This window comes from Antarcticibacterium sp. 1MA-6-2 (assembly GCF_021535135.1).
Taxonomy (GTDB): Bacteria; Bacteroidota; Bacteroidia; order Flavobacteriales; family Flavobacteriaceae; genus Gillisia.
The window spans coordinates 2,887,594-2,902,027 of the sequence record NZ_CP091036.1; the positions used below are offsets into that span (position 1 = coordinate 2,887,594).

At 39.5% G+C, this 14,434-nt stretch carries 13 protein-coding genes and 2 pseudogenes; all 15 read right to left on the reverse strand.

Annotation, left to right across the window (positions count from 1 at the left end):
* Positions 1-167 precede the first annotated feature (167 nt).
* Positions 168-3,578, reverse strand: a complete 3,411-nt coding sequence (locus tag LZ575_RS14755; protein ID WP_235325213.1) for a DUF1080 domain-containing protein — start codon at positions 3,576-3,578, stop codon at positions 168-170.
* A gap of 41 nt (positions 3,579-3,619) precedes the next feature.
* Positions 3,620-4,897 (reverse strand): Gfo/Idh/MocA family oxidoreductase, encoded by a 1,278-nt coding sequence (locus LZ575_RS14760; protein ID WP_235325214.1) that lies wholly within the window; start codon positions 4,895-4,897, stop codon positions 3,620-3,622.
* Positions 4,898-5,210: 313 nt separating this feature from the next.
* Complete coding sequence (locus tag LZ575_RS14765; protein ID WP_235325216.1) at positions 5,211-6,287, reverse strand: Gfo/Idh/MocA family protein; 1,077 nt, start codon at positions 6,285-6,287, stop codon at positions 5,211-5,213.
* Between the two features lie 79 nt (positions 6,288-6,366).
* Positions 6,367-7,440, reverse strand: a pseudogene (locus LZ575_RS14770) (MFS transporter); the annotation flags it as partial.
* A 24-nt stretch (positions 7,441-7,464) separates the two neighbouring features.
* Positions 7,465-7,590: pseudogene (locus LZ575_RS23865) on the reverse strand (MFS transporter); the annotation flags it as partial.
* Between the two features lie 166 nt (positions 7,591-7,756).
* Complete coding sequence (locus LZ575_RS14775) at positions 7,757-8,371, reverse strand: DUF1080 domain-containing protein (protein ID WP_235325218.1); 615 nt, start codon at positions 8,369-8,371, stop codon at positions 7,757-7,759.
* Positions 8,372-8,417: 46 nt separating this feature from the next.
* On the reverse strand, positions 8,418-9,446 hold the full coding sequence (locus tag LZ575_RS14780; protein ID WP_235325220.1) for an SUMF1/EgtB/PvdO family nonheme iron enzyme: 1,029 nt from the start codon (positions 9,444-9,446) through the stop codon (positions 8,418-8,420).
* Positions 9,447-9,522: 76 nt separating this feature from the next.
* Positions 9,523-10,065, reverse strand: coding sequence for a PIG-L deacetylase family protein (locus LZ575_RS14785; RefSeq protein ID WP_235325222.1), 543 nt, complete (start codon positions 10,063-10,065; stop codon positions 9,523-9,525).
* Positions 10,066-10,070: 5 nt separating this feature from the next.
* Complete coding sequence (locus LZ575_RS14790) at positions 10,071-10,427, reverse strand: PIG-L deacetylase family protein (protein ID WP_235325224.1); 357 nt, start codon at positions 10,425-10,427, stop codon at positions 10,071-10,073.
* A 136-nt stretch (positions 10,428-10,563) separates the two neighbouring features.
* Complete coding sequence (locus LZ575_RS14795) at positions 10,564-11,334, reverse strand: DUF1080 domain-containing protein (RefSeq protein WP_235325226.1); 771 nt, start codon at positions 11,332-11,334, stop codon at positions 10,564-10,566.
* Between the two features lie 57 nt (positions 11,335-11,391).
* Entirely contained in the window at positions 11,392-12,237 is an 846-nt protein-coding gene (locus LZ575_RS14800; protein WP_235325228.1) for a Gfo/Idh/MocA family protein, read from the reverse strand.
* A gap of 22 nt (positions 12,238-12,259) precedes the next feature.
* Positions 12,260-12,694 carry a hypothetical protein gene (locus LZ575_RS14805; RefSeq protein WP_235325230.1) on the reverse strand — a complete coding sequence of 145 codons (435 nt, stop codon included), beginning with the start codon at positions 12,692-12,694 and terminating at the stop codon, positions 12,260-12,262.
* Positions 12,695-12,871: 177 nt separating this feature from the next.
* Complete coding sequence (locus LZ575_RS24320; protein WP_409187162.1) at positions 12,872-13,003, reverse strand: RagB/SusD family nutrient uptake outer membrane protein; 132 nt, start codon at positions 13,001-13,003, stop codon at positions 12,872-12,874.
* Entirely contained in the window at positions 12,993-13,577 is a 585-nt protein-coding gene (locus LZ575_RS14810) for a RagB/SusD family nutrient uptake outer membrane protein (RefSeq protein ID WP_409187217.1), read from the reverse strand. Before LZ575_RS14810 ends, LZ575_RS24320 begins: the two co-directional genes overlap by 11 nt.
* Before the next feature lie 25 nt (positions 13,578-13,602).
* Positions 13,603-14,433 (reverse strand): RagB/SusD family nutrient uptake outer membrane protein, encoded by an 831-nt coding sequence (locus tag LZ575_RS14815; protein WP_235325232.1) that lies wholly within the window; start codon positions 14,431-14,433, stop codon positions 13,603-13,605.
* Position 14,434 lies beyond the last annotated feature (1 nt).

Sequence of the window (14,434 nt, forward strand, 5' to 3'; positions counted from 1 at the left end):
ACATCTAATCCTTTCCATATTCAAACCTGGCATAATTACTATCCCTCCATCTCTAAACGGTGCTTTTACTTTTAAGGCCTGGTCAGGAAATTAAAATTCCCGACCAGAAACCTAAAAAGCACTGATTAACACTTAAATTTTAATATGAAATCTAGATTTTTAAAATTCTATAATTCTTTGATACGAATGTTTCGGAAATACACTTCTGAACCGTGACCCAAAAATCCAATATGTCCTTTTTTACGGAGAAGTCCCGGGTGCTCTTTTCCATCAAGAGTACCATTTTTTATTGCTTCAGAGATATCAGTTTCTAAAATAGTATGTCCATTAAGGTTTACCTTGATCTTATTCCCTTCAACAATCACTTCTTCATAATTCCACTCTCCTACCTGCTTAAGATGTCTTTTTTGTGCTGCGGCAACTCCATACAATGATCCATGGTATTGATATTCTTTCAAATCCTTATAGATCTCGGCTGTATTATCAAGTATTTGCAATTCCATACCGTGATAAGCCACGTCTCCTTCAAGAGGTGCGCGAATTCCCAATCCGTTATTTGCTCCCGGAGTAAGTTTGAACTCAAATCTATATATGAAGTTATCATACTCTTTCCTGGTAAAAAGGTTACCACCACTACCAAATTCAGGTTTGCGAACTACCATATTTCCATCCTCAATAACATAATCTCTGGTGTTTCCCTGCCATTCGTCCATGTTGGTACCATCAAATAAGATTTTAAAACCTTCCTTTTTCTCAGCTTCACTCAATTCAAAAGTTTCGGTTTCTGCGATCTCCCGAATATAAATATCTCTATAAGCTACCCGCGAACCGTGAGCTTGTAGTTCAATTTGTTCTTCAGAAAAAATAGGTGACTTGCGATCCCAGTAATTTTCCAGAGTAACATTATCAGTCACCAACTTTCCATTAAGGTGTACCGTTACACGATCTCCTTTCATGAGTATTTTAAAGTGGTTCCATTCTCCCAGGGGATTATCGGCGACTTCCAGAGGATCACTTTCATTGGTTTGATTGTTATATAAGCCTCCTGAACCCACCTGAGCTCCATCCTCAACACGTGAGATGTCCCACATTTGCACCTGAGGTGTTCCTCTCAAATAAATACCTGCATCGCCATTTTTATGTCCGTCGTCATAAATTTTCCAATCCAAAATGAGTTCAAAGTCTCCATAGTTTTTGGTAGTAGCAATGTTATTCCCCTTCCCGGTAAAAACCAGTTCCCCATTTTCAACCTTCCAGCTTCCCCTCATTTCCTCATCTGCAGCCTGTTGTTTTTTATTCAGCGTATTTTTGCTCATTTTAGCTCTTTCCACTGGATTGGCAACCAAACCTTTCCAACCGCTCAAATCTTTTCCATTAAACAGCGGAACAAAACCTTCACCCTCCGGCATGCTTTCCAGATGTTTGACGATAGACTGTTTTAAGTATTCACTTTCTGCACCTTCCAGCACTTCAATAGTTTTATTAAGCAGCTGTTTTACTATTTGTCCATCGTAATTATTATTAAGTGCCACCTCCATAACTGCACGAGCCGCCTCCTGTTGCAGTAAAGGTTCCTCAAGATATTCTCCTGCAAAAGTTAAAGAATGCAAATCTCCCAACTTACCTATTTCCTGCAGAATGAGTTTTTTATGTTGTATCCCCGAAGCATCAAAGGCCTTACGTAGCAATAACAACTTTTGTACATCGGGATAATTTGATCGGCTAACTGAACTAATATACCCGTTCACTGCCTTATCCTTATATTCTTTGTTAGCCTCGTCCTGGCTTACCCTAAACAGTTCCGTCGCGGCAGCGTTATCACTCCAGGCTGAAAGTGCGTTAATAGCAGCGGCCTTTGTGGCAGCATAATTTGTGTTATCAAATTCAGATGCAACAGCGTTTAAAGCTTCAGTCCCACCAATACTGGCAAGAACTGGAAAATAAAGCGCTTTTTTCTCTTCTGAAACAGTATTCATTTGCTCCAGTACCAGTTTTGATTTTTGTGTTTGATCGTCGTATTCATTTATTCCTGCTATGACCGCTTTTTGAAGCATTTTAATGTCTTCAGCCTTATCAGCTTTCTTCAATAGAGAAAATAATTGAGGTAAGTCTTCTTTTCTTGCCATGGGTACCAGTGCAGCCAAAGCTGCAGTACGTACCTCATCGTTTGGATCTTCTGCATAATTTATTACATCTTTGATCCTGTCACTGGCAGCACGTTTTCCTAACACAGGAAGCAGAGCAGCGCGGGCTTCGTTACTCATTTGTGGAAGAGCATCAGCTACGGCATTAGTTAAATTTTTTGCATCTATAATAAATAAAGCGTCCCGCACTGCGATTGCTTTTTGTTTGTCCCCATTCCTCGCCACATTTAGCAAATGGGATACTGCTGCATCATCACCAATTTTCCCAAGTGCATTGATGGCTGCCATTTGAACACCTGTATTTTTGCTGTCAAGAGCTTTAATAACTTCCGGAGCAACAGAGTTTGCGTTATTATCTCCCAGCATCTTTATAATCTCAGCTTCTACCTGCGGATTAGATTTTTTAGCTTTTTTGATCCATAGATCAGAGTTTTCCGGGGTAATGTAATTAGAAGCATATTTTAAGGCCGCTGCACGATATTCGGCATTTTTATCCTCAGTAGCTTTACGTAATAATGCCACACTGCCTTCCCCATGAATATCTGTCAATAATTTTAACGAAGCAGTACGGCTATAGAGGCGACTTTCATCTTTTGCTCTTTTAGAAATTCTTTTGGCTACTTTTTCTGCTGCCCTGGAATCTCCTTGTTCAAGCAAGCGTCTTCCGTATAGCAGGTATGCAGAAATTGCATTGTCATTATCAAAGCTAAAACCATCATCCTCTGCTGCTTTTCTTAAAACTTTTTCTGAAGCAGGGTCACCTATATTCGCGAGTGCATACAACGAAAGCTTTCTTAATTTCTCATTGTCACTACCAGCCAGTTTTATAATAGCAGAACCAGCTTTGGCATATTTCACATCTCCTATCGCCTGCACTAATGACAGTTGACAGTCTCCCTGTGAATTTTCTAATGCTTTCAATAAAGCTTCATTCGCAGCAGAAGAATTTATATTAATCAAAGCCTCTGCAGCAGGAGCACAAAGAGAACTATCATTAAGATAGGGTTCCAAACAGGAAATTGCATCATTCCCGCCAACCATCTTAAGCTGACGTATAATGAAAGATTTATTTTGAACATTCTTTAGCTGCGGTAGAGCACTGCAGTACGCACTAACACTCATTTGCCTTAGAGTCTCCATCTCTGGCTGCGTCACATAAAAGGAAAAGCCTCCTAAAGCATACTCCAGATTTGTATTGTCACCTGTTTCAGGATCTACAAGCATTTTTGTCAATGCAAGAATGCCTTCCTCGCCCATGGCACCTATATTGGCCATGGTGGAACTAAATTCTTCAGGACTTTCAGTCAGTAGTTCGGCCAGCACATCTGCGATTTTTGTGGATAAGGTACGTTGATCTTTGTCTCTTTGAGCCAATACTATAGTACCGGAAAAAAGTGCGGTGAGAATAAGAAAGGATTTTATAATTTTTTGCACGATAGTAAGTTTTTAAATTCTTTAAAGGTTACAAAGAGTGATTATTGGACCATAGTCCAATCTGCCCGCATAGGTTGATCAATAAGGCGATTAGCCCCTTCATCATTAATAAAAACCTGCTTTTCCGGATCAAATTTTAAAGATCGCCCAAGACGAAGGGCAGCTAATCCTAAATTAACCAGGGTGCAGGACCTGTGACCATTTTCTTCATTAAGCGCAAACTTTTTTCGCTCCTTCACTGCTTCAACAAAATTTGTTACTTGCGGCTCAGGATCGGGAAATGCAGCTAATTTTTTCTCAAGATTAGGAATATCTGACCTGAAGCCAGGATACAGTTTTCCTTTTGGACCTTCTATATAAGGTATGTTTTCCTGTGTTCCTTCTCCATCTAACACGATCTGGCATCCATCTGCATAAGTGTAGGTGATTCTGCGCCATGTACGTACTGCATCGGGGTGTTGTTGTGGTGCATCTATTTCTACTGAAACAGGACTTGTATTATCCTTACCTAGAAAATATTGAACGGGATCGAGGTAATGCTGACCCATATCTCCAAGACCACCACCGTCATAATCCCAATATCCCCGGAAAGTTTGATGTACCCTGTGTGGATTGTAAGGTTTATAAGGTGCAGGGCCGAGCCACATGTCGTAATCTAATTCTGGAGGAACCAAGATGGGATCAAGATCTGTCTTACCCACCCAGTAGAATTTCCAGTCGAAGCCTGTGCCTTTGCCCACAGTAACCTTAAGAGGCCATCCTAAAAGGCCGCTCTCAACTAATTTTTTTATAGGTTTTACAGGCGTGGCCATTCCGTAAAAGTTATCTTTAAACCTGAACCAGGTGTTAAGTCGGAAAATACGTCCATGTTGTTGAACCGCTTCCTGAAGACGCTTACCCTCTCCTATTGTTCTGGTCATAGGTTTTTCACACCATATATCCTTTCCGGCCCGGGCAGCATCTGCCGCTATAATCCCGTGCCAATGCGGTGGAGTGGCAACGTGTACTATATCTACTTCCGGGAGCTGAATCAATTCGCGATAATCCCCAAAAGTCTTTACTCCACCTCCCACCATCTCTGCTGCTTTCTTAAGGTGATTCTTATCTACGTCACAAAGAGCAACAACTCTAGTTCCTTCATAAGGAAAATGATTTCTACCCATAGCCCCTGTTCCTACTACCGCCTTCGTGAGTTGATCACTGGGAGGTATGTAGCCCGTGCCTCCAAGTACAAAACGGGGAACAATAGTAAAAGCTGCTGCAGTAGCTGCTGTCTTTTTTATAAAATCCCGTCTTGAATTAATATTTTTTATTGCCATAATGAAAAGATATAATGATGCTTGTATTGATTTATACTAGAAAAATGTCCATAATAATAAAATTACACAGGGTTAATTTATGAACAGAAAAATCAGCAATTTCCTGATAAGCAAATTTTTGCTTCAGCAATATAAAAACTTTTCTTAAAATAAATACAATCTTTCCAAATATTTTGTTAGTGTATTGTAAACTTCTTGAAAAATTTAAGTTAAGTCTGCTGACTCAAACTATTAAGCAGGTAGAGATAATCCGGAATACGGTTTAAAAGTGTATAAAATTTATTTTGAAAACTGACAGGTGGGATATTTAATATTAATCTAATTCTACCATTTTTCCCGTACGTACAGACTCGTCGCAGGCAAAGGCCACCCGTAAACTGTTTACTGCATCCCCGACGTGGGCAGATAGATCTATATTTTCTTTAATGGCTTTTAAAAAATATTTTTGTTCCCTGGTACAAAGTTCCTGATGATCGGGTTCATCTTCTAAATTTATCCAGGAATCTTCTTTTACAAATTGACCATTTTCATCAAGATCGGCATGATGGACTCTTAAGGATTCTGTTTTTGTATGAGCTTCAATAGAATCAGATTTTCCAGTTCCACCCGCTTCTTTAGCGACAATGGACACTGAACCTTTTGGCCCAAAAACATCTTTTACAAAAAATGCGGTTTCACTAACCATTGGTCCCCATCCTGCTTCATACCACCCAACAGATCCATCATCGAACCTTATTTGTAACTGGCCATAATTATAATTTCCCTTAGGAATATCCTCGGTTAATCTTGCTCCTATGGCGCTTACCTGTAAAGGTTTTGCACCAGTCATTTGGCACATTACATCTATATAATGTACGCCACAGTCTACAATAGGGCTTAAACTTTTCATAAGGTTTTGATGGACCTTCCATTTATCTCCCTTACTTTGTTGATTAAGATTCATTCGCATCACCAGGGGTTTTCCTAATGTTTTACTTAACTCTACAAATCGCTCCCAGGAAGGATGGTGCCGGAGAATATATCCCACGACCAATTTTTTATCGGCCTCTTTTGCCGCTTTTGCTACTCTTAATGCACCTTCAACAGTGTCGGCAACTGGCTTTTCAACGAATACATGGCATCCGCGTTTAAAAGCTTCCAAGGCAATGGCTTCATGAGTATCGGGATATGTGGATATACATACGGCATCTGGTTTTGTCATCCTCATTCCCTCTTCAAAATTATCGAACAGTTCATAGGAGCCTCCTAATTCCTGGTTTAACAACTCTTTACTTTTACCTGTAGAAACAAGACCACAAATGCTAAAATCTTCTATAGAGTGGTAAGCTTTTGCGTGGGATGCTCCCATGTTACCACACCCTACTATTAGAACTCTTATTTTATTGTTCATAAATCCTGTATTTTAAATTATTCAACACTTTATATAGCAAAAACAATCGCTTCCCGCACTGGAAGAAATTGTTCCTGATTTACCTAAACACTTCCTTTAACACCTTAGTTTTTCTATACGGTTTGTCGCGGAAAAAAATCATGAAAAGCAAACTTACAACCACAGCGATCCCCCCGGGAATTAACCAAATTATTTGCCATTGATAGGTGATAGAGTCATTAAACGTTGTAACAAAAGATTCTGTTATATAGCCTGAGAACAGAGACCCAATAAGCATTCCCATACCATAAGTAGCGAAGGTTATCATTCCCTGTGCAGAATTTCTAAAGGAAGGATCTGATTTTTTATCAATATAAATTTGACCTGAAACAAAAAAGAAGTCATAACATATTCCATGTAAAATAATACCCATATAAAGCATCCAGGCTCCTGAACCTGCATCTCCAAAAGCAAAAAATAAGTACCTCACCACCCAGGCGATCATACCAGCCAGCATTACTTTTTTAAGTCCTAATTTGGCAAAAGCGAAAGGCATTAATAGTAGGAAGAGAAGCTCTGAGACCTGACCTAGAGTCATTTTACCTGCCGCATTCTCTATTCCTATATTGTTAAGAAAAGGGTTTGCAAAACTGTAGTAAAAAGCAAGGGGAATACAAATTAAAATTGAACTTAAAAAAAAGATTATAAAGGACCTGTCTTTAAACAACGACAAAGCATCTAAACCTAGAATTGACGTCAAACTGGTACCTCTGGTTGATTTAGGAGTATCAGGCAGGAAAAAACTGAAAATTGCTAAAATAAGAGAGCTACCTGCAGCAATGCGAAACGTCAAATATGAAGATTCTACATCCATAAAACCAATTAACAAATAGCTGCTATCCATCCCAAAGTACCTATGACCCTTACCCGGGGAAACTCTTTTCCGGGATCTTTCATTTGTGCAAAAGACACTGAATTTGCCAGGGATATTGTTGGCATATATAATAGAGTGTTCAACAGTATAAGCCACCAAAATTCTTCAAAATTCTGAATGGTACTTATGTAAAACAACGTTATAGCTCCAAGAAAATGTAATATTCCCAGGACCTTTTGTGCAGAAAAGAAACGATCGGCAATTAATCCGATAAAAAAGGGAGAAAAAAATTGCGGCAATTGAAAGATTTGCATAGGCTGTCCCTACCTGAACTGCATCGACTTCCAAAGATGTAAGGAGATACGTACCCATAGTTACATACCAGGCACCCCAACTAAAATACTCCAGGAACATTAGGAGGGATAAGCGTAACCTAATTGAGTTTTTCATGATCTTTTAATCCCGGAACTTTAAATTATCAAGTAGGTAACACGGGCCCTCCTTCAATGTTTTTAGTTATACTTTATTGAAATTCCACTATGTAGCTATAATTCCTTAAGGTGTAACAGCGAGTTTTATATGTTAGAACGTTTCTTTCAGAAACAAAGGAAAAACTTTACTCAAGCTCCTGTATCTCTATATTCTTCCATCTCACTTTTATACCACCTCCACTATGAATTTGAAGTGCTATTGACCCTCTTGCCGCTCCAATTTTTTCATCATTCAGGTGTACCATTTTTTTACCATTTAGCCAGGTGGTAACTTCATTTCCTCTTGCCTCAATTTTCATGTGGTTCCAGTCAGTTGGATTTAGATTTTTTTCATCTTCGGGTTCAGGCTTAATTATCCATCCTCTTCCTCCTACCGTGGATTCATATATCCCACCAGTGTGCAAATTTGGTGGTGCTACCTCAACTTGCCAGCCTCGAATTGTTGTACCATCTTCACCCCCAACGTGCGATCGAATAAACACACCACTATTCCCATTAGATTCCAGCTTGAAATCAAGATTTAAGATAAAATCTTTGTAAGGTTTATTAGTAGAAAGATACCCATACTTTGCCTCAGGACCACTTTCACAAACGAGTTCCCCATCTTCAACATACCAGTATTCAGTACCGTGCTTAGTCCAGCCATTTAAATTTTCACCATTAAACAAACTCTGTATTTCCTGAGAAAAAATAGTTCCTGAAAATAAGGTAAAAGCAAAAACAAAAAATAAATGTTTCATAGTTTTGTGTATTATTAGTGATGTTATTCTTCTATGGATAGAACGATTAAAAATCCTCCATTACCTCAATCCAATATTTTTCCATTTCCTCCCTTGTAGGAGTTTCTTTTGGTCTTACCAGTCTAAATCCTACGAAAGGCGCATCGGTTAGCCACCAAAGGCTTTTGGGCATTTGAGGATCCCGTTGTTTCCATTTTTTGGAAGAGGCTGCACGACTTGCACATCGTAAACCACTACCATCATCCATCCAGGAACCGCCTCTTACAGACCGGGGATATAGAGTGGTAGGTTTAAAATAAGGATTATTTGAAGGGTTTCCCTCTAACTGCTCATGATAATCTTCTAGGTATTGATCCATCGTCCATTCTGCAACATTCCCGTGCATATCATATAAGCCAAGGCTGTTGGGTTCTTTTGTCCCAACTTTTCTATAGGCCTGTCCACTATTTTCTTTAAACCAGGCATACTTATCAAGATCCTTTGAATTTTCTCCAAAATTATATGCAGAATTTGTTCCGGCACGGCAGGCATATTCCCACTCGGCCTCTGTGGGTAACAGGTAAAATACACCCGTTTTTGCGAACAGCCATTTAGCATACATTATTGCCGCGTACTGAGTCATATTTACAGCGGGAAAACCTCCTCTTCCCATCCCAAAACTCATATCCATGTACATTGGCGTAGCCGTAGAAATAGCATCTACCTCAATTTCTTTACCATCCACCAGGATCTTTACATTTTGCCTATTGGGTTCCTTCTCTTCAAGAAAAGGGTCGTATTGATCCCAGGACAGTTCATAGGCTCCCATCCAAAAAGAATCTACCTTTACTAAACGCTGAGGACCTTCGTTGTCGTTCCTTCCAGCTTCAGTTTCGGGACTCCCCATCATAAAGGTTCCTCCGGGCACAGGGACCATTTTTATTTTGGCATCAGATTCCGGAATGTCCTGGACATAGGGAATAAAAACATTACTTTCCTTCTCCAATTCCTGCCGGGGTCCTACATAATAACTACAACTCAAGAGTAGGATTACTATTAACAGGCTACTTCGTGTAGCTCCAGTCCTCAAATTCATTCTATTAAAACACTTTTTCATAAATCGCAATAATTCGCCAATTTGATTAAAATTTTAGACCTTAAAAACTTAAATTTTATCTGCCATTCTCAAAAGTTGGAAAAAGCAACTTTAACTCTTCAACAGAGACCTGTCTTCCATACTGGCACAATTCAAATGCTTCTGCATATTTAATTTTTTGTCCTTTTTCTGATCCGTATAATTCTACCAGACGATCTCTATATTTATCTGCAACAGAAGCAATCCTGTTTTGGTGAACTCCTAATATATATTCCTGTCGCTTCTGGGCATCTTTCGGTACATTTGGAAGATATCTCCCGCCCCAGGAATCGGCATCTTTAAATTGCGAAGGCATTGCCCTGATGCAGTTCCATTTTTCTTCAGAAACCTCGTCAATACTTACGACAATAGTAGGATCTGTAGGGTAGGGTTTTTCAAAATTATCAGAATAGTATATAAAAATTGGATTCTGTTCGGTTGGAGGAGTTAGAGGCAGGAAAAAAGGCGCCGCGACTAAAACCGCAGCATCCTGAACCAAAACTCCGGTATATCTATGATCCGGGTGGTAATCATACGGGCGGTGAAACAAAACAATATCTGCCTCCCATTCCCTAATCAATTTAGCTACTGTACGCTATGTTTCTCTAATGAAGGCATAAGTTCTCCATCATGAATGTCTAAAACTTCTGTCTCAATGCCCAGCAGCTTTGCACATTCCTGAACTTCGGCCTGCCTTCTTTGAGCTAAAGGACCGCCGCCTTCTTTAAAATGACCCACATCTCCATTTGTCATAGCCACAAATTTTACTTTATGGCCCTGTTCCGCCCACAAAGCTGCAACGCCACCAGCTTTAAGTTCAGCATCATCAGGATGTGCCCCAAATGCGATGATTTTTAGAGGCTTTATTGCCTTTTGCTGTGCATATCCAGAAAAACACAAGAAGATAATCGCAAGAATATAGCAGAATTTAAAATCTTTCATATCTAATTATTTTATTTGAAATGGAAATGAATTTTTTTACCTCAGAAATTTTCAAATTAGAGGTAAGCCACCCTTATAGAAAAGTATTTTACCAATTCCCTATACCTTATATAAACGAAAATCTCAGATAATTTTCCTAAGGAATTACCGGAGCAATTTGATCGGGGCTGGTAATTCCAGAAGGCAGTTCTATAATTTTTAAATTCCTAAAATGAATTTCTGCACCTTCCGATTCCAGGCAGAGGTATCCCTTTTTTTGGGAAGATTTATTAAGTCCATTTACAAATTTTCCATTGACCGCGAGTTTTATAACACCATCAACGCAAATTACATCATAGGTATTCCATTCACCTTTTCCCTTTGCCCTGTTTTCAATAGATTTACTCCTTGTTCCCCTTGGATTGTCAGGAATCGTTTCTACTCCACCAACTCCAAATAATTCACCATGTACGTAAGCAATTGGTGGTACAACTCCATCCCGTGTATTGAGCTTAACCCAATCCAGTTCAAGCATTTGTACTTCAACACCATCTGGCAGCCTGTTATCACCCGGAGTGGCGTTACTCCAAACAAAGACACCAGAATTTCCTCCTGGTTCTACATGTTTCCATTCCACATGAAGGATAAAGTTTTCGTACTGCTTCTCAGATCGAACCACACCAATAGGTTCCCCCGAGCATACTAAGATGCCTTCCTCATTAACAGACCAGGTACCATTCTCTGTATTTACATTGATCCATTTTAATGGCTCCTCCATATTAGTTTGGTCAGAAAGGAGCTTTCCAAAATTTTCAATTTCACCAAATTGAAACTCAAAGTTACTGTTCTGTCCATACGAATAACAAGTAAATAACAGTCCAATCATTAATTGGAATTGAGCTAAATAATATTTTTGCAGAATTTTCATTAGGTTTCTTTTATTAATTAAATTACCACTGGTAGCCTTACTTTTCTATATCGCTTCCTATACCAGAACCTTTGTAACACCAGGCACAGCAATATCCGGCCCTTTAAAATTTAGATCCCAGTTATACTTTTGCGGACCAAGAGATTTCTCAGAATTCATTGCCTCTTCCCAGGTTATCGTTTGGCCACTATAAGCAACCATTCTGCCCAAAATGCCCATCATTGAACTATTTGCAGCACGTTCCCCATCATTAATTGCTTTCCCCTCACGAATGGACGAAAATAAAACGTCATGCTCAGTTTGGTACATATCATTACTTTCACCATCATATTGCCAACTATTCTCTCCAGTAATCAAATGTTTATTGCCTTCATAAAAAGCATTTCCCTTCGTTCCAAATATTTCCAGAGAATTCTCAGTTGAAGCTCCATCCTGCTGCCGGGTAAAAGTATATGCTTTGGCTCCATTCTCATATTCATATTCCGTAGCAAAATGATCATAAATATTCCCAAATTTTGGCTCGACCCGGGCTTGTCTTCCTCCAGATCCAGTAGCCCTAACAGGTACTTTATCTCCCATTGCCCACGAGATCATATCAAGGCTATGCACAAACATTTCAACAATAAAATCTCCTGAAAGCCAATTGTAGTAGTACCAGTTGCGCATGTGGTATTCCATATCACTCCATTCCGGCTGTCTTGGCTTGTACCATAATCCACCACCATTCCTGGTAGAGGTTAGGATTTTTACGTCTCCTATTTGTCCATCCAATACTCTTTGGTAGAGGGCTTGCTTAGGGAAATGGTATCGAAAGCAGAATCCCGATACTAAAGAAAGGTTCTTTTCCTTTGCAACCTTTGCTGCATCTAAAACCTTTCGAACGCCAGGACCATCTACGGCCACAGGTTTTTCATAAAATACATGTTTACCTGGCCTCCACTGCAGCAGCCAAATGATTGGGTCGAAACCCGGGAGGAGCGGCCAGCAATACCACATCAACTCCAGAATCAATAAGCTTTTGATAAGCATCAAAACCTACAAATTGTCGTTGTTTCTCAACCTGAACTCTTCCTCCATGGGCTTTTTTCATTAATTCAAGAGAGCTCTTCAGGCGGTCTTCAAAAGCATCTGCCATAGCGTAAAGAACTACATCAGGATCAGCATTTAATGCCTGTACAGCAGCTCCTGTACCTCTTCCTCCACAACCTATTAAACCAACTCTTAGGGTATCTTTCTTTGCGGCAAACATAGGAGTTGGAAAGCCCAGGTTTAAGGCCGCTGTACCGTAAAGAAGAGCCGCACCTGTAGATTTGATAAAGCTCCTTCGATCATTTATTAATAATTTTTTATTATTTGTCATAATTCTTTTTTTTATACACCTCCTCGACGATCAAACAAATAATTAGCCTTTGGGTTTTAAAGCCGAAACACGGGATTTTAAAAAAATCCCATGTTACAGCAACGACTAATCAGGTATTTTTTCCGGGGTAAATTCCAGTCTAAGACCTTAGGCCTGAACTACCTCCATTTTAATCAATTAATAGCCGGGGTTCTGCGTAATTACATCGTTTATATCCATTTCACTTGCAGGAATAGGCCAGCAATAATCTCTTGGTCTAAAGCTTGCTATCTGTCCATAGTCCATTATTTCCCATTGACTAAGCCGCATTTAAATAATACATACCCTGAAGCAGACCTGCCTTTTCTTCACCAATTTCCCATCGGTTTATATCAAACAGGCGTAATCCTTCAAAAGCCAGCTCCCGCGCACGTTCATCTCTCACAAATTGCCTTAGCTCTTCCTGACCTAAACTTTCTGATACGGGAGGCATCTCTACTGTGGGACGTTGCCTAACCTGGTTTATGGCGTCATATACAGACTGGTCTATTTCACCCAATTCTATTTTTGCTTCAGCATACATTAAAAGAACATCAGCATATCTCATCAGGATCATATTAGTTTCACCAAGGTCAGGATTAGCAGCATACGCGTCATAATCTACCCACTTCTTAAGGTTAAAACCATACAGGGTTGACCATTCACTTCCACTCACCCTATCAGGAGTATCACTTGTGGGCCAGGAATTATAGATGTTGTTTCCAATAGGTTGCCCGGTGTAATAAACATTATAATCCCATCTAGGATCTAAATTTGCATATGGATCATTGGGATCAACAGGACCTACATGTTCATACTTCTCATATAAACCCATCATTGGTTCAACAGTGGAATTTCCACCAATAGAAGCTGCGGAATATCCAAAGTTATTATAAGTGTCTCCTCCTACTGCATACTGCTAGGTCAAAAATTACTTCCTGGGAATTTTGCCCTTCCACTTGAAATAGTTCTTCATAATCCGGATACAGGCTATAAATACCTAAATCCATAACAGCCTGTGTAGCATCACGCACCACTTCAAATCTATCGTTTCGTAATGCTGCTCTTGCTTTTAAGGTTAATGCAGCCCCATGGGTTGCCCGACCTAAATTATCACCCGTATAACTTAGAGGAAGAGCATTTGAATTGATTATCATATCCAATTCATCAATAATAAAATCTACTATCTCTTCTCTACTGGTAGTAGGTCTTTGATCATTTACATCTATAGGCTCTGTAATTAATGGCACATTACACCATAAGCTCGAAAGTTGAGTGTAATAAAAGGCTCGCAGGAAACGTGCCTCAGCCTCCAATCTATCAAGCACTTCCTGATCTCCTCCTTCTATCCTGTCTATATTGGCAAGTACATCATTTGCTTTTCGAATACCTCTGTAATATCTGTTCCAAATTCCTGTAATGGTTCCATTCGAAGGATCTATTTCACCCAAACGTACGTCGTTGAATGTTGGTACGTTTGATGCAGAACGAAATCCAATATCTGTTATACCATCAAGTTCAATTACCGACTGGGTGTTGTCCAGTTCATTATATACTGCATTTACAGCCAATCTTGCATCTCTTTCAGTTGACCAATAAACAGTTTCAGAAACTGCCCCGGTAGGCTCCAGATCCAATCCACTGTCTAAACCATCTTCACAACTAAAGAAAAAGGCGATCGCTATAAATAATACACTTTTTGTTATATTAAATTTTCTCATA

What these genes read in the sequence shown, in the direction of transcription:
- LZ575_RS14780 (WP_235325220.1), bottom strand. Translation starts at nt 9,446, where the DNA reads ATGAATTTGAGGACTGGAGCTACACGAAGTAGCCTGTTAATAGTAATC.
- LZ575_RS14765 (WP_235325216.1), bottom strand. Translation starts at nt 6,287, where the DNA reads ATGAACAATAAAATAAGAGTTCTAATAGTAGGGTGTGGTAACATGGGA.
- LZ575_RS14790 (WP_235325224.1), bottom strand. Translation starts at nt 10,427, where the DNA reads ATGAAAGATTTTAAATTCTGCTATATTCTTGCGATTATCTTCTTGTGT.
- LZ575_RS14775 (WP_235325218.1), bottom strand. Translation starts at nt 8,371, where the DNA reads ATGAAACATTTATTTTTTGTTTTTGCTTTTACCTTATTTTCAGGAACT.
- LZ575_RS14795 (WP_235325226.1), bottom strand. Translation starts at nt 11,334, where the DNA reads ATGAAAATTCTGCAAAAATATTATTTAGCTCAATTCCAATTAATGATT.
- LZ575_RS24320 (WP_409187162.1), bottom strand. Translation starts at nt 13,003, where the DNA reads ATGCGGCTTAGTCAATGGGAAATAATGGACTATGGACAGATAGCAAGC.
- LZ575_RS14815 (WP_235325232.1), bottom strand. Translation starts at nt 14,433, where the DNA reads ATGAGAAAATTTAATATAACAAAAAGTGTATTATTTATAGCGATCGCC.
- LZ575_RS14805 (WP_235325230.1), bottom strand. Translation starts at nt 12,694, where the DNA reads ATGACAAATAATAAAAAATTATTAATAAATGATCGAAGGAGCTTTATC.
- LZ575_RS14760 (WP_235325214.1), bottom strand. Translation starts at nt 4,897, where the DNA reads ATGGCAATAAAAAATATTAATTCAAGACGGGATTTTATAAAAAAGACA.